20 protein-coding genes and 1 riboswitch are annotated in these 22,616 nt (G+C 40.6%); of the genes, 7 read left to right on the top strand and 13 right to left on the bottom strand.

The window, feature by feature from the left end; translation table 11 throughout:
* Window positions 1–396 precede the first annotated feature (396 nt).
* Both GQA99_RS10955 and GQA99_RS10950 read left to right on the top strand, forming a co-directional pair.
* Window positions 397–1,368: a PstS family phosphate ABC transporter substrate-binding protein gene (locus GQA99_RS10955; protein WP_160053925.1), complete on the top strand. Its 972-nt coding sequence runs from the start codon at window positions 397–399 to the stop codon at window positions 1,366–1,368.
* A 574-nt stretch (window positions 1,369–1,942) separates the two neighbouring features.
* Window positions 1,943–3,757 (top strand): M1 family metallopeptidase, encoded by a 1,815-nt coding sequence (locus GQA99_RS10950; protein ID WP_160053924.1) that lies wholly within the window; start codon window positions 1,943–1,945, stop codon window positions 3,755–3,757.
* A 1,561-nt stretch (window positions 3,758–5,318) separates the two neighbouring features.
* Here GQA99_RS10950 and GQA99_RS10945 read toward each other — a convergent pair.
* Entirely contained in the window at window positions 5,319–5,804 is a 486-nt protein-coding gene (locus tag GQA99_RS10945; protein WP_160054024.1) for a glutathione peroxidase, read from the bottom strand.
* Window positions 5,805–5,955: 151 nt separating this feature from the next.
* Between GQA99_RS10945 and GQA99_RS10940 the strand changes: the two genes are divergently transcribed.
* Window positions 5,956–7,353 (top strand): magnesium transporter, encoded by a 1,398-nt coding sequence (locus GQA99_RS10940; RefSeq protein WP_160053923.1) that lies wholly within the window; start codon window positions 5,956–5,958, stop codon window positions 7,351–7,353.
* Window positions 7,354–7,489: 136 nt separating this feature from the next.
* Here GQA99_RS10940 and GQA99_RS10935 read toward each other — a convergent pair whose 3' ends face one another.
* The 12 genes from GQA99_RS10935 to GQA99_RS10880 all read right to left on the bottom strand — a co-directional run bounded on the left by GQA99_RS10935 (window position 7,490) and on the right by GQA99_RS10880 (window position 17,453).
* A complete protein-coding gene (locus GQA99_RS10935; RefSeq protein WP_041413129.1) occupies window positions 7,490–7,651 on the bottom strand; it encodes a hypothetical protein in 162 nt (53 codons plus the stop codon).
* 154 nt (window positions 7,652–7,805) lie between these two features.
* On the bottom strand, window positions 7,806–8,708 hold the full coding sequence (rfbD, locus tag GQA99_RS10930) for a dTDP-4-dehydrorhamnose reductase (RefSeq protein WP_160053922.1): 903 nt from the start codon (window positions 8,706–8,708) through the stop codon (window positions 7,806–7,808).
* Window positions 8,708–9,736: a dTDP-glucose 4,6-dehydratase gene (gene rfbB, locus GQA99_RS10925; protein ID WP_160053921.1), complete on the bottom strand. Its 1,029-nt coding sequence runs from the start codon at window positions 9,734–9,736 to the stop codon at window positions 8,708–8,710. The genes rfbD and rfbB overlap by 1 nt, the downstream gene beginning before the upstream one ends.
* A 4-nt stretch (window positions 9,737–9,740) precedes the next feature.
* Window positions 9,741–10,304: a dTDP-4-dehydrorhamnose 3,5-epimerase gene (gene rfbC / locus GQA99_RS10920; RefSeq protein WP_160053920.1), complete on the bottom strand. Its 564-nt coding sequence runs from the start codon at window positions 10,302–10,304 to the stop codon at window positions 9,741–9,743.
* Complete coding sequence (gene rfbA / locus GQA99_RS10915; RefSeq protein WP_160053919.1) at window positions 10,291–11,178, bottom strand: glucose-1-phosphate thymidylyltransferase RfbA; 888 nt, start codon at window positions 11,176–11,178, stop codon at window positions 10,291–10,293. The genes rfbC and rfbA overlap by 14 nt, the downstream gene beginning before the upstream one ends.
* 81 nt (window positions 11,179–11,259) lie before the next feature.
* Window positions 11,260–11,679 carry a copper resistance protein NlpE gene (locus GQA99_RS10910; protein ID WP_160053918.1) on the bottom strand — a complete coding sequence of 140 codons (420 nt, stop codon included), beginning with the start codon at window positions 11,677–11,679 and terminating at the stop codon, window positions 11,260–11,262.
* 183 nt (window positions 11,680–11,862) lie between these two features.
* Window positions 11,863–12,996 (bottom strand): patatin-like phospholipase family protein, encoded by a 1,134-nt coding sequence (locus GQA99_RS10905; protein ID WP_160053917.1) that lies wholly within the window; start codon window positions 12,994–12,996, stop codon window positions 11,863–11,865.
* Window positions 12,997–13,166: 170 nt separating this feature from the next.
* Window positions 13,167–14,882: a proline--tRNA ligase gene (locus GQA99_RS10900; RefSeq protein WP_160053916.1), complete on the bottom strand. Its 1,716-nt coding sequence runs from the start codon at window positions 14,880–14,882 to the stop codon at window positions 13,167–13,169.
* Window positions 14,883–15,000: 118 nt separating this feature from the next.
* On the bottom strand, window positions 15,001–15,612 hold the full coding sequence (locus tag GQA99_RS10895; RefSeq protein ID WP_160053915.1) for an acyltransferase: 612 nt from the start codon (window positions 15,610–15,612) through the stop codon (window positions 15,001–15,003).
* 4 nt (window positions 15,613–15,616) lie between these two features.
* Window positions 15,617–16,396 carry a tRNA (N6-threonylcarbamoyladenosine(37)-N6)-methyltransferase TrmO gene (gene tsaA / locus GQA99_RS10890; protein WP_160053914.1) on the bottom strand — a complete coding sequence of 260 codons (780 nt, stop codon included), beginning with the start codon at window positions 16,394–16,396 and terminating at the stop codon, window positions 15,617–15,619.
* A gap of 110 nt (window positions 16,397–16,506) precedes the next feature.
* Window positions 16,507–16,902, bottom strand: coding sequence for an Rcs stress response system protein RcsF (rcsF, locus tag GQA99_RS10885; protein ID WP_160053913.1), 396 nt, complete (start codon window positions 16,900–16,902; stop codon window positions 16,507–16,509).
* 140 nt (window positions 16,903–17,042) lie between these two features.
* Entirely contained in the window at window positions 17,043–17,453 is a 411-nt protein-coding gene (locus tag GQA99_RS10880; RefSeq protein ID WP_160053912.1) for an H-NS histone family protein, read from the bottom strand.
* 435 nt (window positions 17,454–17,888) lie between these two features.
* Here GQA99_RS10880 and GQA99_RS10875 point away from each other — a divergent pair, with 435 nt between their 5' ends.
* From GQA99_RS10875 to GQA99_RS10860, 4 genes are all read left to right on the top strand, one after another.
* Window positions 17,889–18,638, top strand: a complete 750-nt coding sequence (locus GQA99_RS10875; protein ID WP_160053911.1) for an electron transfer flavoprotein subunit beta/FixA family protein — start codon at window positions 17,889–17,891, stop codon at window positions 18,636–18,638.
* 1 nt (window position 18,639) lies between these two features.
* Entirely contained in the window at window positions 18,640–19,563 is a 924-nt protein-coding gene (locus GQA99_RS10870) for an electron transfer flavoprotein subunit alpha/FixB family protein (protein WP_160053910.1), read from the top strand.
* 304 nt (window positions 19,564–19,867) lie between these two features.
* Window positions 19,868–20,081: riboswitch (Lysine riboswitch) on the top strand.
* A gap of 81 nt (window positions 20,082–20,162) precedes the next feature.
* Window positions 20,163–21,719 carry a Na+/H+ antiporter NhaC family protein gene (locus tag GQA99_RS10865; RefSeq protein ID WP_373291439.1) on the top strand — a complete coding sequence of 519 codons (1,557 nt, stop codon included), beginning with the start codon at window positions 20,163–20,165 and terminating at the stop codon, window positions 21,717–21,719.
* Between the two features lie 154 nt (window positions 21,720–21,873).
* Complete coding sequence (locus GQA99_RS10860) at window positions 21,874–22,452, top strand: thymidine kinase (protein ID WP_059744363.1); 579 nt, start codon at window positions 21,874–21,876, stop codon at window positions 22,450–22,452.
* The last annotated feature ends 164 nt before the right edge of the window (window positions 22,453–22,616 follow it).

Raw genomic sequence — 22,616 nt, 5'->3', positions numbered from 1 at the left:
GGGGTAACATGTTCATTTTAAAAGGTATAAGTTCATCCCATATCCCGATTTCAGGTTAAGTAATGGCGTTACCTCAAATCTAAAAAGCAGCATTTATGTTGCTTTTTTATTGCCGTAAAAAATGCATATTATTGTCATATAACTGCTGTTCAGGTAAATAAATCACCTCAAAAGTTGGAATTAATACCATAGATTTAACCATCTATAGCTAAAAAGGCGTAACAAGATACATTATAAGTCATTGATATAAATAGATTGGCTATAAGCTAAGACAAATAAAGCTGTTTTAATGCTTGTGTCATACAACTGTCATATCAAAGTCATAGACTTGTCATCAATGAGGTCGATACTGACTACGTTTTAAAAACTTAGTACGCTTAATTCTGGAGCAATACAATGAAACTGAACAAACTTGTCGGCGCAATTACCCTTACAGCCGCTGGTGTATTCTCAGCAGCATCTATGGCTGCTATTGACCCTACTTTACCTGTCTATGAAAAAACAAGTGGCGTATCTGGTAACTTGTCTTCTGTCGGTTCTGATACTTTAGCGAACATGATGACGTTATGGGCTGAAGAGTTCAAACATATTTATCCTAACGTAAATATCCAAATTCAAGCTGCAGGTTCTTCTACAGCTCCTCCAGCACTGACTGAAGGGACTTCACAGTTTGGCCCAATGAGCCGTAAGATGAAGCCTAATGAAGTTGAAGCTTTTGAAAAACACTATGGTTATCAACCAACAGCGGTACGTGTAGCCATTGACGCCTTAGCGGTATTCGTACATAAAGATAACCCAATCACTGGGTTAAGCATTGAGCAAATCGACAGTATTTTTTCATCAACACATAAGTGTGGCGGTAAAGAAATTAACCGTTGGGCTGATGCTGGTTTAGACGGCAATTGGAGCGCGAAAGACGTTCAGCTTTATGGTCGTAACTCAGTGTCTGGTACTTATGGTTACTTCAAAGAAAAAGCATTATGTAAAGGTGACTTCCGTCCAAACGTAAACGAGCAACCCGGTTCTGCTTCAGTAGTGCAGTCTGTATCACAATCACTCAATGCAATTGGTTACTCAGGTATTGGTTACAAAACAGCTGGTGTTAAAGCGGTTGCAGTATCTAAAAAGGGTGATAAGTTTGTTGATGCTACAGCAGAAAATGCGGCTAACGGAACTTACCCATTATCACGTTACTTATATGTTTATGTGAACAAGCACCCAAATAAAGACCTTTCGCCAATGGATCGTGAATTCTTACGCTTTGTATTGTCTAAGCAAGGTCAGCAAGTTGTTGAAAAAGATGGCTATGTTCCAGTGCCAACAGCAGTTGTGATTAAAGATTTAGAAAAAGTGGGTATCAAGCTTTAATCGCTTAATTCTCCAATACTAAAAGGCCTCATTTGAGGCCTTTTTTGCTTTTATGAATCTGAAAAACTCAAAAAAAGGATAAAAAAAAGCAACCTGACTAAGAGGTTGCTGCTATTGCTAAGGGCAATACTGTTGATAGTGTAAAACGACTATCCAATTAGGAGAATGATGATGAACAAAAAAACGCTACTAGGTACAAAAAATAAGTAATGCAAATTCGGTTCATATATTCAGACTGGGAGATTTCAATTTAGTTCCCAACTTTTTTAAAAAAAGAGTATTTATTTTTGAGATGAGTGACGAAAAAGTAAGCTTTTTAGCCGGTCAGGATAACTTTTAATCATAAAATCAATAAGGTGACTTAACTTGTGCTGTAAAACATCATGTTAACCATTCATTTAAGTTTGGCGTTTATTGTGCTGAAAGTGGGATTTACGTGATGATTACGAGTTTATTGTCTGTCAGTACAAATTTGCTTGCAGGGACAAGTGTGTATGATCACGCTCAGGTTATTGACTTGAAAATGTTATGATAATGCCCTGAGCCAAAACCCAAAATAAACGAAGAGGTTTCTGTGACAAGCAACTTGAACACTCCTATAGCGGACTTTGATGTACACAGAGATTACCATTCAAGTGCCAATACCGATGCATTATGTGTGCATCACGTTGATATTAATATCAACGTGGATTTTATTGCCCAGCAATTGAGTGGTACGGTAACGCTATTTTTTAATCGTAAACAGACACAATCGGTATTGATTATTGATGGCCGTGACTTGTTTATTGACAACATCACAGATTTACATGGCCAGCCATTAGCCTATGAATGTGAAGACGTTAATCCTATTTTAGGACAGCGATGGTTGATTAATGTCGGTTTACTGATCACACAAGTGGTTGTGCATTATCATACCTCTCCTAAGGCGCAAGGGCTGCAATGGCTCAGTGCAGAGCAAACCCTAGGCAAGCAATTACCTTATTTGTTTAGTCAGTCACAACCCATCAATGCACGCAGCTGGCTGCCTTTACAAGATAGCCCTAAAGCGCGAGTCACGTTTAATGCCACAGTCAAAGCCCCTTTAGGACTACGTGTGGTAATGAGTGCTAATAATAACCCCGTCATGCCAGAAGATGGCATATTTACCTTTAGTATGGATAAACCCATACCCACTCATTTGTTAGCCATCGCCGTAGGCGATCTGGCGTTTAAAGCTACAGGGCCTCGAAGTGGTATTTATACCGAACCTGGCATGCTTGAGGCGGCGGTGAATGAATTTGAAGATACTGAGTCCATGATCCAGGTGGCAGAGTCGTTGCTTGGACCATATGCATGGGGGCGTTATGACATGATAGTGCTGCCGCCAAGTTTTCCTTTTGGCGGGATGGAAAACCCGATGCTGGCATTTATGACCCCTACATTGATTGCTGGCGATAAAAGTTTAGTTTCAACGGTTGCGCATGAATTGGCCCACTCATGGACTGGCAATTTAGTCAGTAATGCGACATGGCGTGATTTATGGCTCAACGAAGGTTTTACCACTTATTTTACCAATCGAATTGTTGAAGCTGTGTATGGTACCGAGCAAGCCGAATTAGAGTGGGTGATTGAGTTTGGTCGCTTACAAGAAGAAATCCAATCCATGCCGTTAGTTGAGCAAACATTACCGGCAAATGTACAACATCGCGACCCTAATTTGGCATTTAATCGTTTTACTTACGATAAAGCATCGATGTTTGTGCACGAACTTGAAAGTAGGCTTGGACGTGCCGCATTTGATGTGTTTCTGCTTCAGTATGTTAATCATTTTGCTTTTACTGCCATTACGACAGAAACGTTTATTGACTATGCGAAGCAAACCATACTCGTTGAGCATGGTGATAAGTTATCTGTAGATGAGTTAAACGAGTGGGTTTATGGGCAGGGATTACCTGCTTGGTATGAGGGGCCGAGGTCTACGAGCTTTGACAAGGTTGACTTCGCACTGGCACAGTTTATTAGCGGTACTGCTGCTAATCAATTGTCTATCACACAATGGCGTGCCCATCATTGGCAATATTTTTTAAGCAAATTACCGTTAATTGTTAGCCAGGCTATGTTGTTGGATTTAGATGAGGCATTTAACTTTACCGGACATCACAATGCAGAAATTGCCTGTGATTGGTATCGTGTTGCGGTTCGTAATTTATTTGATCCTGTATTGCCCGCATTAACAGAGTATTTGTGCAAAATTGGTCGAGGTAAATTTGTAAGACCATTATTTATCGAACTACAAATTGCGGGGTATCACCAAGAACTCAAGGCAATCTATGCTCAAGCTCGGCCAGGCTACCATCCTTCATTACAAGTGCAATTAGATACCCTATTGCAGTTAGAACCTTCTCACTAAAACACATAAAAAAATGGCAGCCTATTGGCTGCCAAAATAAATCTTTGCGGGTTGTCATTAACAGTGCGCTAGCGTGTTAATACTGCCCAATGGGGATGATGAACAATAAACATTAAAACCTGTAGCAATAACTCAATCCTAACAGAGGCTGAGGTGAGTAGGATAAACCACTTTGCTGTGTTGAAGTAACTCCGGGGGAGAAGGCTAAATCATGACACTGCAACTCACATCAATCACATCTTATTCGTTACATATAATCAGACCGGGCTTTATGATAAAAGTTCACAGAAATAATCAAATTGTTTAAATTTATTTTATAGGCATCATTTAACGCCGCTTTAATCAATATCTGGAAAGAAATAGCAGGCAAAAAAAATGGCAACCAATAAGGTTGCCTAAGTCGTTCTTTACGGGTGCCATTAACAGTGCGCTATCGTGTAAATGGTACCCAAATAGGGATGATGTGATGAACAATAAACATTAAAACAGTAGTAACTCAATCCTAACCGAAGCTGAAGTGACCTGGATAAACCATTTTGCTGTGTTGAAGTAACTCCGGGGGAGAAGGTTAAATCATGACACTGCAACTCACATCAACCACATCTTATTCGTTACATATAATCAGACTGGGCTTTATGATAAAAGTTCACAGAAATAATCAAATTGTTTAAATTTATTTTATGGGCATCATTTAACGCCGCTTTAATCAATATCTGGAAACAAACTTTAGGCAAAAAAAATGGCAACCAATAAGGTTGCCTAAGTCGTTCTTTACGGGTGCTATTAACAGTGCGCTAGCGTGTAAATGGTACCCAAATAGGGATGATGTGATGAACAATGAACATAAATCTGTTTAGGCAAGTCAGTTCAAAGCGTTGATATTCACTTTGGTGCAAACCAGAAAAGTTGGAGGTAGACATTTTCTCGTTTGCATTTTTACTTGCTACATACATAAGACTGAGCGAATACGATAAAGTTCATTAAGTTTGATATTTTTTGTGAAATATTTTTTTAAAAAATAAAATTGTTTATTAAACATTTTAGATCAATTGCTTAGTCTTAAGTAGCAACGTAAATCTTGGTGATTTCTATCGTTTGCAAATGTGAAAGCTGCCAGTGCAGGCACATTTTACCTGATTGGTTTAATATTTTTTGAGATAAGGTTTGGCAACTGTTGCTGCTCATCTTATCTGGTGAGGTTGCTGCTATCGTGTTTAGTAAAGTGGTTGAAGGACAAACATAAAAAAAGGCAATCAAATGATTGCCTATCGATCGATTTTTCGATCAAGGGGACCGCGCTAGAGGTCCCAGGGAGATGATGAACAATAGATGAACAAAAAAAGTAAATCTAACTGTTACTTATTTTGAGTGGCAAAGAGATAAAAAGTTCAAAAATAAATCCATATTTTTCTGTAAATAAAAAATGTTTTTTATATTTGATATTAATCATGTGCTTATAAAAATCATTCACATTAGATAATGTTGATAGCAGTATTGTTAACTCGCCGATCTTGCCAGGTTTTTATGATTAAGCTCTGCGGCTATCGCCGCAAATTCAGCCTTAAGCTAAGAGCTTTTCAATGATTTCTTTTAACTCTTCAGGTTTAGTCGTTGGTGCGTATCGATCAACAACGTTGCCATGTTTATCGACTAAAAACTTAGTAAAGTTCCACTTAATCGACTCACTACCAAGTAAACCTTTCGCCGATTTTTTAAGCTGTTGATACAGTGGGTGTGCATTAGGACCATTGACTTCAACTTTGCTAAACAACGGAAATGTCACCCCAAAATTGAGTTCGCAGAACTGGCTTATTTCTTGTTCGTTACCTTGTTCTTGCTTACCAAACTGGTTGCATGGAAAACCTAAAATCACTAAGCCTTTATCTTTATACTCTTGATTTAATGCTTCAAGTGATTGGTATTGTGGGGTAAATCCACATTTACTGGCGGTATTAACGATTAATATAACTTTGTCTTTAAAGGTCTCCATGACGATATCGTTGCCTTTAATGTCTTTTACGGTGATCGGGTAAATTGTGCTGCTCATCATGAAACTCCAATATGTCAAAAATTAACTATAATATATAGCCTATTCGTTAGCAATTAAATTGCGCACAATTTAATATATCTATTTGCTTATCAATAACAATTTCAATATAGTTTGCGCTTATTTAACAAGTAGAATTAGGGGCGTGCTTATGAACGATTTAAAGAACGAACTTAACTCTGAAGATGAAATCGAAACCAACTCATCCCCACAGGCAGATGTTAGCCAGGTAGTGCTTCAATTAACTGAAGCAGAAGGGGACGAGCAAGCCGAAGTGTTTAGTGAAATCTTGATTGATGCTGAACCCGGTACCATTGCATTATTACTCGAATCGTTACCGCTTGATGAACGTTATGAACGTTGGCAGCAAGTTGACGTAGAAGAACGTGTTGATGTCCTTAACTTAATGCGTGCAGATCCTCGTTTAGGCATTTTAAAGAAAATGCCAGATGAGGAGCTTGATTTACTCTTTTCGCAATTAAGTCCTGAAGATCTCATTGAATGGAGTGACTCGCTTCCCGACAACATCACTGATCGTGCATTGGCACAGATGGGTGAGCGTCAGCGTAAGCATTATGAGCTTTATAACCAATATACTGAAAATGAAATTGGTCGTTATGCCGATCACCAAATGTTGGCATTAAGTCCATCTTCAACGGTTGCCCAAGGTCAGCGTTTTTTTAGACGTATCGACTTAGACTGTAATGACCATTTATTTTTAGTTGATGTGAACGATAAATATCTTGGTACAGTTCGTCGCTACGATGTATTCAAAACCGCTGATACGAGTACTAATCTGCAATCGTTGAAGTGGGATGATAGTCGTGTTATTTCTGCTGATTCATCGTTAATTGAGGCTGCTGAAGCGATTGAACACAGTCGTGAACTTGAACTGCCAGTGGTCGATGAAGACGGTATATTGATTGGTCGTATGACCTTGCGTACCGCAACAGCTTTAGTGCGTGAGCATTATGAAGCGCAGTTAATGGCAACGGCAGGTATGGATGAGCATGACGATTTGTTCGCACCGATTTTTGTTGGTGCTAAACGTCGTGCTGTGTGGCTAGGAATTAACTTACTGACTGCATTTTTAGCATCGGCCACAATAGGTATGTTTGAAAATGTATTATCCCAGGTGGTTGCGTTAGCGGTATTAATGCCAATTGTCGCCTCTATGGGCGGTATTGCCGGGAGTCAGTCATTAACACTGATGATCCGTGGTATGGCAATGGGACAGATAACAGCCGGTAACGTCATGTCGTTAATGAAAAACGAACTTGGTATTGGCGCGTTAAATGGTACGTTATGGGCTATTGTCATCGGCATCATTGCTGGCTGGTGGTTTGATGATAATGTCATGGGTATTGTTATTGCCTGTGCGATTTTGATCAATATGGCGGTTGCGGCGATTGCTGGTGTCATGGTGCCAATGATTTTGCAACGCTTTAACCAAGATGCGGCATTATCGGGGTCGGTTATTTTAACGACTGTGACCGACGTTGTAGGATTTTTTACCTTTTTAGGTTTAGCTTCAATACTGTACCTGTAAAAGGTTAATTAACAATATTGTTGTCGTTAACCGTATCATAAAAATGGTCTTGAATTATTCAAGGCCATTTTTTTGCAACAAAAAAGCAAGTAGTGAGCTACTTGCTTTTTAAACTTGATGAGAAAATCCTGTTAAACTATTTCCACTTAGCAGGTGCGAACTCCATTTCAGCATTATCGTCAAAGTAGCGGCGCTTAGTATCTCGACGACGCTGTTTAACCTTTTTCGATTTTGGTTTTCCCTTGATGTTATCGCCCCATGGCGCATCATCTTCATCAAATTCAAATGAGTGTGACATTTTCAACATTCCAGATAACTGTACCGCTGTTGGTACAGCCTCTTTTTACCTAAAGTTAATAATAAGCTAAAGCGAAATATTTCATTCTTGACGGTAAAAATTATTGCACGTAAAAATGACAACAAGATGACGGTTTAATTTTTTGTTTAGTGGCTCAGTCTTTATTGATAGCGCGCACATATAGGCATTGCGCTAATTGCTGCTGCCACGGTTTAGGTTTTAAGATTAAGTGCGAATGAGAGGTGTCTAACACACTGAAAGTAGGGCGCTTAACTGGCGAGTTATATTGTTCAGATGTTACCGGCGTCAATGTCACTTTAGTGGGGATTAATCCTAATGCGACAGCTTGTGACTGTATCTCTTGTGCAAACTCATACCAGGTACACATGCCTGCATCGCTCCAATGGTAAATCGCAGACCATTGCTTTTGTAAACACAGTTTCCATAAAAAATGAGCAAGGCCGTCAACCATCGTCGGGCTACCTGTTTGGTCGTTCACCACATTAATGTTGGGAATAAGGCCTTGCATTAACATTGCGTTATTGTGGTCTTGTGACATGAGTTTCAACATGGTGGTGACAAAGTTTTTGCCGCTATTATGATAGAGCCAGGACGTGCGAACGATGCAAAATTGATTCGATTGCTGTTGTAAAATAATGTTTTCGGCAAGTAATTTTGATTGACCATATACATTAATGGCACAGGGCTTTTGATCCACGGTATAAGGAAGTGATGACAGTCCATCAAATACATAATCTGTAGATAATTGGATGAACCTAATACCATATTGACGAGCCGCTTTAGCCATAAACCTAACGGCATCAACATTAGTTTGCATGACTTGCGTGGCGTTTGATTCAGCACGTTCTACGTCAGTATAGGCTGCGCAATTGATAATAATATTAGGACGATAATGAGCTAACGCCTCATCAATGAGTTGAGGTTGAGTAATGTTAACTTGCTGATGAGTTAATTGAATCAGCTCAAAATATCCCGGTTGGGTGCGTTTTAACGCTTTAGCCAACTGACCTGTTTGGCCAAATGTAAGTATTCTCATTAACTATTAGCCAAATACCATTGCACGGTGTTACGTAAACCATCCTCAAAAGATCGTTTCGGTGTCCAGTTGAGTTCAGTTGTTATTTTACTCGCATCGATAGCATAACGTTGATCATGTCCTAATCTATCCTCTACATGACGGATTAATAGCTCGAATCCGTTATTGGTAGCGAGATGATGCTCAGGCATTAAGGTACTCAAATGTTTGCAAATTAACTGAACAACTTGAAGGTTAGTGTGTTCATTATTACCGCCAATAGTGTATGACTCACCGACATGCCCTCGGGTTAATACTGCCAATAATGCTTCAACGTGGTCTTCAACATGCAACCAATCACGGATTTGTTGACCATTACCATAAATGGGTATCGGTTCACCTGATATTGCACGAGTGATGGTGAGCGGGATTAATTTTTCTGGGTGTTGATACGGCCCATAATTATTTGAACAATAACTGATTAACGTAGGGAGTCCATATGTTCTATGCCAAGCTTTTACGAGATGATCGCTCGACGCTTTACTCGCAGAATAAGGCGAGCTTGGTGCGTAAGCATTTTGTTCATTAAAGTAACCTGTTTGAGGCAAGTCGCCAAAGACTTCGTCTGTGGAAATATGATGAAACCGAAAACGTTTTGCTTTATGTGATGGTAAATCATTAAAGAAGATTCGACTCGCTTCGAGCAAGTTGAACGTGCCAACAATATTGGTTTGGATAAAGGCTGCAGGACCGGCTATTGATCTATCAACATGACTTTCAGCCGCTAAATGCATTACGGCATCGGGTTGATAGTGTTCAAATACTGATTTAACTAACTTATCATCGCAGATGTCACCTTTAATAAAATGATATCGTTGGCTATCTGTGATTGAGGATAAACTCAGAGGGTTTGCTGCATAGGTGAGTTTATCGAGATTGATAACACTGTGCGGTGTTTGGGCCATAATATGGCGTATTAAGGCCGAACCAATAAAACCACTTCCTCCTGAAATGAGTATTTTTAGTGCATGTCCGTTTTGTTCTGTCATTACGTTAAGCACCAAATGCAATAATGTGAGGGTTTATTTCAGGGTTATCTTTATTGGACACAATGGGAGCAATATGAGTCTTTATTGGCCATTGAATATTCAGTGTTGGGTCATTCCATGCCATGGTGCGCTCGTCATCCGGTCGATAATATTCTGAACATTTATAAATAATATCAGCGACATCAGATAACACGTAAAAACCATGTGCAAAACCTTCAGGGATCCACATCTGATAACCGTTTTCATCTGAGAGTTGTTGACCTATCCACTTACCATAGGTGGACGATCCAAACCTTAAATCTACCGCAACATCGAATATGCAACCACTCGATACTCGGATTAACTTACCTTGAGGGAAACGTTGTTGAAAATGAAGCCCTCTTAATACATTGTTCTTTGAGCGAGACTGATTTTCTTGTACTAATTGAGGAATATTCAGATTTCGTTGTGTGAATGCATCATCAAACACATTTTGACGTAATGTCTCCATAAAGAATCCACGTTCATCGACAAACTTTTGTGGGCTAAACAATAAAACGTCATTTAGCTTTGTATCAATGCATTTCATTGGGAAAATTCTTATTAAGTAATGACAGCAAATACTGACCATAGCCACTTTTAATGAGTTGGTTCGCAAGTAAAGTTAACTGTTGTTGATCGATTAACCCCATTACAAAAGCCACTTCCTCAGGGCAAGATATTTTTAATCCCTGACGCTTTTCTATTGCCGCGATATATTGGGTTGCTTCAGCCATCGCATCTGGTGTACCTGTATCTAACCATGCTGTGCCGCGACCTAAAATATCGACATTAAGTTTGCCACTGTCTAAATATTGTTGAATAACATCGACAATCTCAAGTTCACCTCTGTGTGAAGGCAAAACATTTTTAGCATATTGACATGCTTTATGATCAAAAAAGTATAATCCAGGCATGGCAAAATTTGATTTTGGTATTGCAGGTTTTTCTGTAATGGATATGACTTGCTTATGTTGGTCAAATTCAATAACCCCATAAGCTTGCGGATTAGCAACATGATAAGCAAATATGCAAGCGTCAGTCATGTTGTTAGCCGCGTGTAAGGTGGCCTGCAGCTGGTGGCCATAAAATAGGTTATCCCCTAAAATCAGCGCGCTAGGACTACCATCAAGAAAAGGTTCTGCAAGAATCAGTGCTTGAGCTAAGCCTTCTGGTTTTGCCTGAATGGTATAATCAATATTAATGCCCCATTGACGGCCATCTTTTAACAGTGATTTAAAAAGCGGTAAATCTGTCTCAGTACAAATAACTAAAATCTCAGTGATACCTGCTTGCATTAAGGTACATAGAGGATAATAAATCATCGGCTTATCGTATATGGGTAATAATTGTTTACAGACAACTTGTGTGATGGGATAGAGTCGTGTGCCTGAACCACCCGCTAATAAAATACCTTTTCTCATGTCACTGTCTTTAAGTGTCTAATCAGATAATTTTAACACAGCTAAAGTCAATAAAGCATGGCACATTCGTGCAATAAATCTTTAACTGCCTACGGGTTGACTTAGGCCTTTAACTTTATCAACGCGATAACGCTCAGCATCTGGACCAGTAATTCTTTTATGTTCTATGTCCAGCAGATAGAGATGGTCAGGCATGACTTGGTAAATATGACCACGGTCTAACACGATAATGTTCCCTGTTTTGTCCCATTGAAAAGTGCCGTGGCCCCGGTAAGGGTTTGGATCGCTACCTAATCTTACGGTATGTATGATGTATTTATTGGGGGGAAGCAGTTCGATGGTGGTATCCATGCCATCACAACTAGGACATGGAAAAACACCATGGTAAACGCCTTGCCATTGGATTGTATTCATACTGCTGTTTGCAATATCGTTAACGGTGGGGGCTTGTTGACCACATCCAAACAATACCAAGCTAAGTATTAACCATGCATTTTTCATCTAAAATCCTTTTAGACTTCGCATTGACGCGATTTTTATTGCTATCGGAATCGATTATTAATGGTGTTGAGCCAATCGCGTATCCATCTGTATTGTTAATCGTTGTGGGCTTTAACACCCCTTAAATTCAGAACAATGTGAATGAACTACACTTTTTATATCATAGTTTTCTATATGGCGGCGTTATACTTTAGTTGTGATTTCAAAAAACTGTTTTATCTCCTCAATTTGGTTCATTGCATCTTGATAGCCCAAATCGATTAACGTGCTTGTGTAGCTTTTCTCAAATAACAAATAAGACACAATACTCGAATCAGATTGCCGATTAATCCCAAAAAACTTTAACAATGTCCTAATGGCGAATGGCATATCATCATAAAAACGCGCAGCGATGCGGCTTAGGTCCTGGCTGGGTTTTATGACTAAAGTCTCAATATGCCGAAGATTTAGTACCGCTTTATCTTGTGCCGATATCATCGATAATGTGTTATTAACTCGCTGTAAGCGTTCTAAATCACTGTTAAGTGTATCGGAGAAAATAGTATCTAATAAATGGCCGGCAATGGTGGCTGTTTTGGGGTGGTATTCAAATTCTATTGGAAAATGTTTATGTGGGCTGTCCAAATTAATCACAAATATTTTGTTGGCCCCTAGATGGATTGGGCTTGAAAGAGGCGATAGTTGATGAACGGAACCATCGCCATAATATGCCTGATTAAGTTTAATTGACGGGAACACCATTGGGATGGCAGAGCTTGCTAATAAATGTTCCGTATTCAATAAACTGCGTAATCCAATTCTCCTTGCTCTTTGCCAATCTTCGATGTTGTCGTTACCTTGATAAAAACTGTACGAGCGCGAGTTGTTGTAGCAAGAGGCATCGACACTAATCGCTGTTAGCGCTTTATTACTAATATTTCGATCGATTCGTTTAAAGTCGATGAGATTGTTGAGCAGTTCTCGCAGCGGTTGGTTATCTAATAAGCTACCAGCGTCGGTGTTAACTTTATCGTCTTGTAGTCCTTTAATGGCCATTCGCCCTAAATGCCGAAGCACTTGTGTAATACTGGTTCGATACACTTGGTTTGTTTCAAAATGGCGCCAAACCCAATCAAGTTTTTTGACCGCAAGATGAAAACAAGATGCATGAGTGGCTAAAGATGTTGCATTAATTGCCCCTGCAGAGGTACCGCAAATAATATCGAATGGCACATGATGATTACGCGGATAAAATTGCACTAACGCTTTAAGCACGCCGATTTGATATGCCGCTCTAGCGCCACCGCCACCTAAAACTATCGCTGTAGAGACTGCCAATCGATATCCTTAATAAAGTAATCAGAGATGATACTAGTATGAATTCTTTTGTTATTACTTACCAGTGAGCCAAGTACAATACGATATTCCAGAGAGAGTTCATATCAAGACCAATAAAAAAACGCACTAAAAAGTGCGTTTTTTGAGTTTAATAATGATGCTAGCAGTGGTTAACCTTTAGCTGCATTTGTCAAAAACTCAACAATTTGGTCGAATGGAATATCTTGCTTTTCACCGGTGCGACGGTTTTTGTATTCAAATACACCCGCATCGATATTACGATCGCCAATCACCACAACATGCGGCAAGCCAATGAGCTCCATGTCGGCAAACATCACCCCAGGACGCTCTTTACGATCATCTATCAATACTTCAACACCTGCATCAGCCAGGTCTTGGTAAAGTTTTTCGGCAATGTCAGCTACGCGATGAGACTTATGCATGTTCATCGGTAAAATACCCACGGTGAACGGGGCAATGGCTTCTGGCCAAATGATGCCGCGGTCATCGTAATTTTGCTCAATGGCAGCAGCGACTATACGGCTTACGCCGACGCCGTAACACCCCATCAATAAAACCTGTGCCTTACCATTTTCGTCTAACACTGTGGCATTCATGGCTTTAGAGTAATTAGTACCAAGCTGGAAAATGTGGCCCACTTCAATACCACGAGCCATCGCATAAGTGCCAAGGCCATCTGGTGTTGGTTCACCTTCAACAACATTGCGGATATCGGCAACCGTTGCAAGCGGTAAATCACGCTCCCAGTTAATACCAAAATAATGCTTATCTTCTGCATTAGCGCCAGCAGCAAAGTCGCTCATGATGGTGACACTATGGTCAATAATAATTGGCATAGTTAACCCAACAGGTCCGATAGAACCAGGGCCTGCGCCAACAGCATCACGAATTTCAGCTTCTGATGCGAACTCAAATGGCGAAGCAACTAAGTCAAGTTTGTCCGCTTTGATTTCGTTCAGTTCGTGATCGCCACGAATAACCAATGCGACTAACGGTGCTTCTTCTGTTGCACCTTTAACGATTAATGTTTTGACTGTCTTGGTAATCGCTAAACTGAATTGTTCAACAAGCTCAGCAATAGTTTTAGCATTAGGCGTATCCACTAATGTCATTGCTTGAGTTGGCTCAGGGCGAGCTTCTGTTGGGAGTGGCGATTCAGCTTTTTCAATGTTAGCCGCGTAATCGCTACCCGTTGAGTAAGCAATTAAGTCTTCGCCGCTGTTTGCAAGCACATGGAATTCATGAGACATGCTGCCACCGATAGAGCCTGTGTCAGCTAATACAGGACGGAACTCTAAGCCCATACGGGTAAGGATATTGCAATATGCGGTATGCATTGCATGGTACGTGCTGTCCATGGTTTCTTGATCTAAATGGAAAGAATAAGCATCTTTCATTAAGAACTCACGGGCACGCATCACACCAAAACGTGGACGAACTTCATCACGGAATTTGGTTTGTACTTGATAAAGCGTCAGTGGTAATTGCTTATATGAACTGAGTTCTTTACGCACTAGGTCAGTGATCACTTCTTCGTGGGTTGGCCCCAATACAAAATCACGATTATGGCGGTCTTGAAAGCGCAGTAATTCTGGGCCAAATTTGTCCCAACGGCCGGTTTCAACCCATAAGTCAGCTGGCTGAACTAGCGGCATTAAGATTTCAATGGCGCCTGTTTTGTTCATTTCTTCACGAACAATGGCTTCTACTTTACGCAAAACACGTAAACCAGAGGGTAACCAGCTGTAAAGACCTGATGCGTTACGACGGATCATACCGGCGCGAAGCATTAACTGATGACTAATCACCTCTGCATTAGCAGGGGTTTCTTTTTGTGTTGAAAGCAGGTACTTACTAACTCGCATTACCGATGTCCAAAATAGTAGCTATGAATGAGCGTCATTTTAGCACCTGCATCAATGATGTCACCTGCTAATTCGGTTCAAAATAAGGCTTTATGATGCTTTATGGTCAGTTAGCTGATTATTTATCTCGCCTATCACCGATCACTCGAGCAGGATTGCCGGCCACGATGGCATAGTCTGCGACATCTTTTGTGACAATACTGCCCATGCCAATGACGGCATGGTGACCAATCGTGACGCCATCGACAATGCCAGCCTGAGCACCAATCCAAACATCTTCTCCGATAACCACACCTTTAGAGTTTGCAGCCTGTTGATATATTGGTGCATCAGGAGACATGCCATGATTAAACGCGTAGATAGTGACATTATTGGCGATACGCGTTTGATGGCCAATGGTAATGCCATGGCGGCCGCCATCTAAGCTGCATCCATGATTAATCGCTACCTCATTACCCAAGGTGATAGGCCCGTGCATGAATACCTCTGCGGCAATCATGCATCGATTACCCATGGAGATATCACGACCAGGCTCGGCAAAAAGGTGTGCCTGTGGTGCGATAAAACAATGTTCGCCGATATGAACGGTTTCGAGTTGACTCAGTTGCTGTTGAATTTCATCTTGCCAGGGTTTAGCCCACAACAAGTGTTTAGGTTTTAATGAAAAATACAGCCAAGGCATCCAAGATAAACGCTTTTTGTGCTGAGTTTGATAGTCAATCTCTGCCATGAGGTTAATCCTTAAGCAGTTTAACTTGAGTCGATTTTAGTTCTAACACTTCAATTCCATGAGGTGTGATATGCCAAAAAATATCTAAATCATATAAAGCCACTTGATATAACTTAGGGTCGTCTTTGGCTTTTTTGTAGGCAGGGCGAGGATCTTGAGACAACACACCTTCAATGAGCTCATGTAAGCCCTGGTATTGCTCTTGCACTGCATAGTGCGCAATTTGTGTTGTTGCAATATTGGTATAGTAGACAGGTATCAGTAATGGCGCGTCTTGGGCAATGCCACCTTTGGCATCTAAAATCGCATCAGAAAAAGGGATGTAGGGCTTAATATCAATAATGGGGGTGCCGTCTAATAAGTCCATGCCAGAGATAGCCAAACAGACTTTACCTTTGCGAGTAACGATGCCGTGAAGCTTAACCACAGATTGCCCTATGCCATTAGGTCTAAATGTTGAACGAGTAGCAAATACGCCTAGTTTTTCATTACCACCAAGACGAGGAGGGCGAACGGTGGTTTTCCAGCCTTGAGCTAAATTCTCATGAAAGCAAAACAATAACCACAAATGAGAATATTGCTCAATGCCTCGTACTGCATCGACATGATTAAATGCGGGTTCAAACTCAATGTATCCGGTGGCATTGACCAAGCCAGGTTGGCGCGGAATACCAAATTTTTGTTTGTATGGCGTGCGGCAGATGGCAACGGCATTGATTTGGCTGCTAAAAGAAACCTTGGCTTGAGGTTTACCTTTTTGAGTGTGTTCGGCATCTTGAGTCATGCAATACCTGAAATAAGCTGAGAGTGGGAAAACGAAAATAAATCACATGACGAGTCATATTATTATGCCCCATCATGTGAGGGTGTATCGCGGTATAGCCTAATTAAAGGTTATTTAACGTCAGCGGTTTTGATTGCCTGGCCAACACAAAGTGCACGGCTAAAACAGCTGTTATCGGCTTCGGTTATCATAAAGCAGCTTTTTACCACAAAACCATTAGCACCTAATTCTGCCGCAGCTCTTCTGGCATTGGTTCTTGCTTCTGCCATTTGCGGTGGAGTATCTTTGGCGGTTTCTTGGCAATCTTCGCCTTCAACTAAACCTAATACTTCAAAATTACCTTTAGGTTGAACTTCGCCGTCATATAAAACTACATCACCGACTTTAAAATATTCGTTAATGGCCTTACCGTCTAAATTACTTTTGAACACAAAATCACTTGCACAGGCACTCAATAGCAGTGCGATACCCGAAAAAACCAATGCGTTTTTAACAGAAAAAATCATAGCCGTAGCCTTTAATGAAAGAGTATGAACCAACTGCTTAAGTTTACCTTGTCTTCTAGTGATGATAAAGCAGTCAAATAAAAAGGGCTTACTTGAGTAAGCCCTTTTTATCATTAATCAATAAATCGTATATTGAAAAATTATTCCATACCAGGAATTAAGAATTCTTTGATATCTTTCCCGCTTTCAACTTGAGTTTTGAATACGGTAGGCATACGACCTTGACCTGTCCATTGGACTAATTCACCGTCAACAGTGATTTGGTACTTTGGTGGACGTGGAGCGCGTTTTGCTTTTGCCGCTTTTGGTGCTGAAGTCACATCACCGAAGTCTTCAATTGATAAACCACTGTTTTCAATTTGCGCTAAAATGTCAGCAATGCGAGCATTACGTTCGGCATTTGCTTCAAGTTCTAATTTCTCTTCTTCTTCGCGTTCAGCAATAATTTTTTCTAACTTAGCGGCGGTGTCGCGTAAATCATCAAGAGACAATTCTTTAACTGCTGCTTTAAAACGACGACCGTGGGTTAAAATATCTAAAAAGTCACTCATGTTGTTTAGTTTCCTAATGATTTATTTTAAAAATAAAAATGTTTAAAAGATAAATTGTTCAACTTACAAGGTAAATTTCAGTATTGCATATGGTTTATTTAGGTTGTTTTTATTAATATTGATGAGATTAAATCTCACAATGTTACCGATACAAATTTAATAATACTGAATATAAGCGTAATAATAGAAACTATTTGTAATAGGATCAAATTAAATTAGCTTTAATGTTGAATATTTTTTTATTTAATCGTAATTGTTAAGATCCTATTGTTTCCATGTTGTTTAGTTTGATTGCCAATCTAATGATAAAAAAATCTAAACAAGCGTTTGACTTTTGTTGACGTTAACGTTAACAGGACGTAAAGTGATCCCATCTTGCATTGGCAAACGCCAATGTGTTGTCCACATACATTGAAGGTGTAGTAAGGAAAACCTATGAAAATATTGGTGCCTGTTAAACGCGTAGTCGATGCCAATGTGAAAGTCAGGGTAAAAGCTGACAACACAAATGTTGATACGACTAACCTTAAAATGGCGTTAAACCCATTTTGTGAAATTGCAGTAGAAGAAGCCGTTCGTTTAAAAGAAGCTGGCATTGCCACTGAAGTTATCGTGGTCAGTGTGGGAGCTAAAGTGGTTCAGGAGCAGTTAAGAACGGCAATGGCACTGGGCGCAGACAGAGCGATTCATATTGAAACTGATGAAGAACTGGTGCCATTATCAATTGCTAAGCTGTTAAAAGCGGTACAAGAAAAAGAACAAGCACAATTGATTATTTTTGGTAAACAGTCTATCGATGGCGACAACAACCAAACCGGTCAAATGCTTGCTGCATTGACGGATATGCCTCAGGCAACATTTGCCTCAGAAGTGAAGCTTGATGGCGACATGGTTACCGTTACACGCGAGATTGATGGCGGCTTACAAACCTTAAAAATGCCTTTACCTGCTATTGTCACCGTTGACCTTCGCTTAAATGAACCTCGTTATGCTTCATTGCCTAACATCATGAAAGCGAAACGTAAGCCATTAGAAACCCTTGCGGTAGCTGATCTGGGCGTGACCTTAAAAGCACATCAAACTGTGATTAAAGTGACTCCGCCAGTGGATCGTAAAGCCGGGATTATGGTGTCTTCAGTTGAAGAGTTAGTCGAAAAGTTAAAAAACGAAGCGAAGGTGATCTAACATGGCCATTTTAGTATTAGCAGAACACGATAACGGTAGCTTAAAATCGGATACGGCAAAAGTGGTTAGCGCTGCTGCGGCCATTGGTGGTGATATTCATGTGCTTGTAGCTGGTGCTGATTGTGGCGCAGCGGTTACTGCAGCACAAAGCCTTGCGGGTGTGAGTAAAGTTTTAGTTGCTGACAGTGCTGAATATGGCGCGCAATTGGCTGAAAACTTATCGAAACTCGTCGTTGAACTTGCCGCTGACTACGAATATGTTTTAGCTGCAGCAACCAGTATCGGTAAAGATACTTTACCTCGTGTTGCGGCGCTGTTAGATGTGGCACAAATTTCTGAAGTGATTGAAGTGGTCAGTAGCGATACTTTTGTTCGTCCAATTTATGCGGGTAATGCATTGGCGACGGTACAAAGTTTAGATGCTAAAAAAGTCATGACAGTGCGTTCGAGTGCGTTTGATGCCGTTGCTGCTACAGGCAGTGCTGAAGTTGTTAACTTAACTCAGGCTATTGCTGCGCGCACAGAATTTGTATCACAAGCGTTAACTGAATCGGCTCGTCCAGAACTGGGTAATGCCGGTATTATCGTATCAGGCGGTCGTGGTATGGGCAGTGGTGAGAACTTTGCTATTCTCGAGCAGCTTGCCGATAAATTAGGCGCTGCAGTAGGTGCATCACGTGCCGCGGTCGATGCTGGTTTTGTGCCTAATGATTTACAGGTAGGTCAAACGGGTAAAATTGTGGCACCTGACTTGTACATTGCTGTTGGTATTTCTGGCGCGATTCAACATCTTGCCGGTATGAAAGATTCAAAAGTGATTGTGGCGATTAACAAAGATCCTGAAGCACCGATATTCCAGGTGGCTGACTATGGTCTTGTGGCTGACTTATTTGAGGCCGTTCCTGCATTAAACAATTTAGTTTAGTCAGGGCTGTTTGCTTTTTTTAACGTCACTCATCGCTTTATCGCTGCTTTGAGAGATTAAAGGTTTCTACTTTTATAGTAGGAACCTTTTTTATTGGCTGTTTTGTACGTTAATCGCTTAGTTGCTGTTTTTGTATTCAGCACGCTAGTGTGCATTTGATTTAAAAACGTTAAACTAATGCTGTTAGATTGTATGCTAAGTTAATATTATTGTTATTTATGCTGCCGTTTAGCCCTTATTGCTAGCGCATAATGTGCAGTTTATGATTGTATGTCGGCGCTGTTTGTAATGTATTTTTACAACAAGCAAAAGTAGAGGTGCATTGCATATGAGTCATGTTGAATTGGGTGATGCCAATAATTCAACATAAAAGGATGCAATGCCGAAATAAATGAGTTGATCACACTCATTTGTTGGGGCAGTTCTCGAAAGGGACTGCACTGTCATAGTGTTTTTATCGACATGATAAAAATGATATTCATATTAAATGGGTATGACTGTGGAGTGCTACTAGTAACGTTAACGCATACACTTTCTGCGTATGTTTAGCTTTATTTCTAGTTTTCCCGATTCGTATCCAACGAAGAAATAATTAAATTATGATAATAAGTTATGCCGATTCGGCACTGTCAGTTTTGCCACCACTTGTGGCGATTACCTTGGCTATTCTTACCCGTAAAGTGTTGCTTTCATTAGGGGTAGGTATTCTTTTAGGCGCGCTGTTACTAACTGATTTTTCCATGATAGGTAGTGGTGAGTATTTAGCCAACACTGTGAGTCAGTTAGTGTGGAAAGACGCGGCATTGAATAGTTGGAATGTGTATATTCTCGGCTTTTTAATTGTACTAGGTATGATCACCGCATTAATTACTGTGAGTGGTTCAGCACGTGCGTTTGCTGATTGGGCTAAATTGCGTATTCGCAATAAGCGTGACGCTAAATTAATGACCATGTTTTTGGGCTGCGTGGTATTTATTGATGACTACTTTAACAGTTTGGTTGTCGGTTCTATTTCTCGTCCTATTACCGACCGTTATCATATTTCTCGTGCAAAACTTGCTTATATTCTTGATTCTACCGCAGCGCCAATATGTGTTATTTCTCCTGTATCGAGCTGGGGCGCATACATTATTGCATTAATCGGCGGTATTTTAACTGCGCATGGTTTTGCCGATGCGGGTCATTTAAGTGTGTTTGTGCAAATGATCCCAATGAACTTTTATGCAGTGTTTTCGTTGCTATTATTACTCTGCGTTGCCGCTTTTACTTTAGATGTTGGCCCTATGCGCCAGCATGAACTTAATGCGCTTCGTGGTCACTTATTTGACGAAACTAAAGGTCAACCCCCTGGAGCGGCAACGGATTTACCTGAAGCCGATACGGGTAAGGTAATTGGTTTGTTTTTACCGATTGCCATCTTAGTCTTTGCTACTGTGTATTTTATGGTATCAAGTGGCGCAGATGCTCTCGCGGCAAGTGAATTACCCTTTAGCGTATTAGGCGCATTTGAGAATACCGATGTCAGCTCATCACTTTTCTTTGGCTCGCTTGTAGGCTTCATTGCGACTGTAGCGCTTGCCATTCAGCAGAAAGTCGAATGGTCGATGTTAGTCAAAGGAATGATAGTGGGTGCACGCTCAATGTTGCCGGCTATTTATATTTTATTGTTTGCTTGGACGATTGCGAGCGTGATTGGTCAGCTTGAAACCGGTAAATACATGGCAAGCTTAGCGACTGATAATATTCCGTTTGCTTTACTGCCTGCAGTATTATTTTTATTGGCCGGGGTGACCGCATTTTCAACGGGGACTAGCTGGGGCACATTTGGGATTATGTTGCCTATTGCGGCTGACATGGCGATGGGCAGCGACAGTACCATGATGTTGCCAATGTTGGCTGCAGTGTTGTCTGGCGCGGTATTTGGCGATCATTGCTCACCGATATCGGATACCACTATTTTGTCATCAACCGGTGCCAGTTGTCATCATATTGACCATGTGGTGACACAATTACCTTACGCACTCATTACGGCATTTATTAGCTTGGTCGGGTATACCGTTTTAGGGTTTACAGGTTCATTGGTGGCGGGCTTAGTGTGTTGTAGTGTGTTGTTTGTGATTAGCATCGTGATACTGCACTTTTGGGCAAAAAAATAATCGTTAGTGTTATATAACGCTTTCATTCGCGGTAGCAGTGTAGCGATTAAAAAATGCCGTATTCATAACGAATACGGCATTTTTGTTTGTTGTTAGCATGTTAAAACAGTTACTATAAGCCGCATAAACTGACCAACGATTAGGACGCTTAATTTTGGCGCAACTCTATTTTTATTATTCGGCGATGAATGCCGGTAAATCGACTTCATTGCTGCAGTCTTCTTATAATTACCGCGAGCGCGGGATGCATACTTTAGTGATGACGGCATCGATAGACAATCGTTATGGTGTTGGCAAAGTATCGTCACGTATTGGTATCGAAACAGATGCGCAGGTATTTGGTAGTACTGATAATTTAATAGAGTTAATTTCGACGTCTCATAATGAACAAAAAATTCATTGTGTATTGATTGATGAAAGCCAGTTTTTGAGTAAAGAACAGGTAAGGCAGATTACCCATGTGGTCGATAATATGGATATTCCTGTATTGTGCTACGGTCTTCGTAATGACTTCCAAGGAGAATTATTTCCTGGTAGCCAATATTTATTAGCCTGGGCCGACAAATTAGTTGAGCTTAAAACGATTTGTCATTGTGGCCGTAAAGCTAACATGGTCGTGCGTCTTGATCATGACGGTAAACCAATGCGTGAAGGCGAACAGGTTGCCATTGGCGGTAATGAAAGCTACGAGTCAGTTTGCCGTAAGCATTTTCGTGAGTTTTTGTGGGATTAAATTAACCCTAAAAAAAAGCCGCTTCAAGTTAATTGATGCGGCTTAATTAGATGGTCCGCCTCACCCCTAAGCTAAGCTAAACTTAGGGTAGGCTAATCAAAGAGGCGAACCATCATGACTACTATTAAAGTAATTGGGATCGATTTAGGCAAATCTTCTTTTCA

This window comes from Shewanella litoralis (assembly GCF_009828585.1).
Taxonomy (GTDB): domain Bacteria; phylum Pseudomonadota; class Gammaproteobacteria; order Enterobacterales; family Shewanellaceae; genus Shewanella; species Shewanella litoralis.
This window is presented reverse-complemented; position numbering and strand designations above follow the sequence as displayed.

Excerpts from the sequence above, each read along its gene's own strand:
- rfbB (WP_160053921.1), bottom strand. The coding sequence starts at position 9,736 with ATGACAGAACAAAACGGACATGCACTAAAAATACTCATTTCAGGAGGA.
- GQA99_RS10940 (WP_160053923.1), top strand. The coding sequence starts at position 5,956 with ATGAACGATTTAAAGAACGAACTTAACTCTGAAGATGAAATCGAAACC.
- rfbC (WP_160053920.1), bottom strand. The coding sequence starts at position 10,304 with ATGAAATGCATTGATACAAAGCTAAATGACGTTTTATTGTTTAGCCCA.
- GQA99_RS10880 (WP_160053912.1), bottom strand. The coding sequence starts at position 17,453 with ATGAGTGACTTTTTAGATATTTTAACCCACGGTCGTCGTTTTAAAGCA.
- GQA99_RS10900 (WP_160053916.1), bottom strand. The coding sequence starts at position 14,882 with ATGCGAGTTAGTAAGTACCTGCTTTCAACACAAAAAGAAACCCCTGCT.
- rfbD (WP_160053922.1), bottom strand. The coding sequence starts at position 8,708 with ATGAGAATACTTACATTTGGCCAAACAGGTCAGTTGGCTAAAGCGTTA.
- GQA99_RS10895 (WP_160053915.1), bottom strand. The coding sequence starts at position 15,612 with ATGGCAGAGATTGACTATCAAACTCAGCACAAAAAGCGTTTATCTTGG.
- GQA99_RS10935 (WP_041413129.1), bottom strand. The coding sequence starts at position 7,651 with ATGTCACACTCATTTGAATTTGATGAAGATGATGCGCCATGGGGCGAT.
- GQA99_RS10910 (WP_160053918.1), bottom strand. The coding sequence starts at position 11,679 with ATGAAAAATGCATGGTTAATACTTAGCTTGGTATTGTTTGGATGTGGT.
- rfbA (WP_160053919.1), bottom strand. The coding sequence starts at position 11,178 with ATGAGAAAAGGTATTTTATTAGCGGGTGGTTCAGGCACACGACTCTAT.
- GQA99_RS10945 (WP_160054024.1), bottom strand. The coding sequence starts at position 5,804 with ATGAGCAGCACAATTTACCCGATCACCGTAAAAGACATTAAAGGCAAC.
- GQA99_RS10875 (WP_160053911.1), top strand. The coding sequence starts at position 17,889 with ATGAAAATATTGGTGCCTGTTAAACGCGTAGTCGATGCCAATGTGAAA.
- GQA99_RS10870 (WP_160053910.1), top strand. The coding sequence starts at position 18,640 with ATGGCCATTTTAGTATTAGCAGAACACGATAACGGTAGCTTAAAATCG.
- GQA99_RS10955 (WP_160053925.1), top strand. The coding sequence starts at position 397 with ATGAAACTGAACAAACTTGTCGGCGCAATTACCCTTACAGCCGCTGGT.
- tsaA (WP_160053914.1), bottom strand. The coding sequence starts at position 16,396 with ATGACTCAAGATGCCGAACACACTCAAAAAGGTAAACCTCAAGCCAAG.
- GQA99_RS10865 (WP_373291439.1), top strand. The coding sequence starts at position 20,163 with ATGATAATAAGTTATGCCGATTCGGCACTGTCAGTTTTGCCACCACTT.
- rcsF (WP_160053913.1), bottom strand. The coding sequence starts at position 16,902 with ATGATTTTTTCTGTTAAAAACGCATTGGTTTTTTCGGGTATCGCACTG.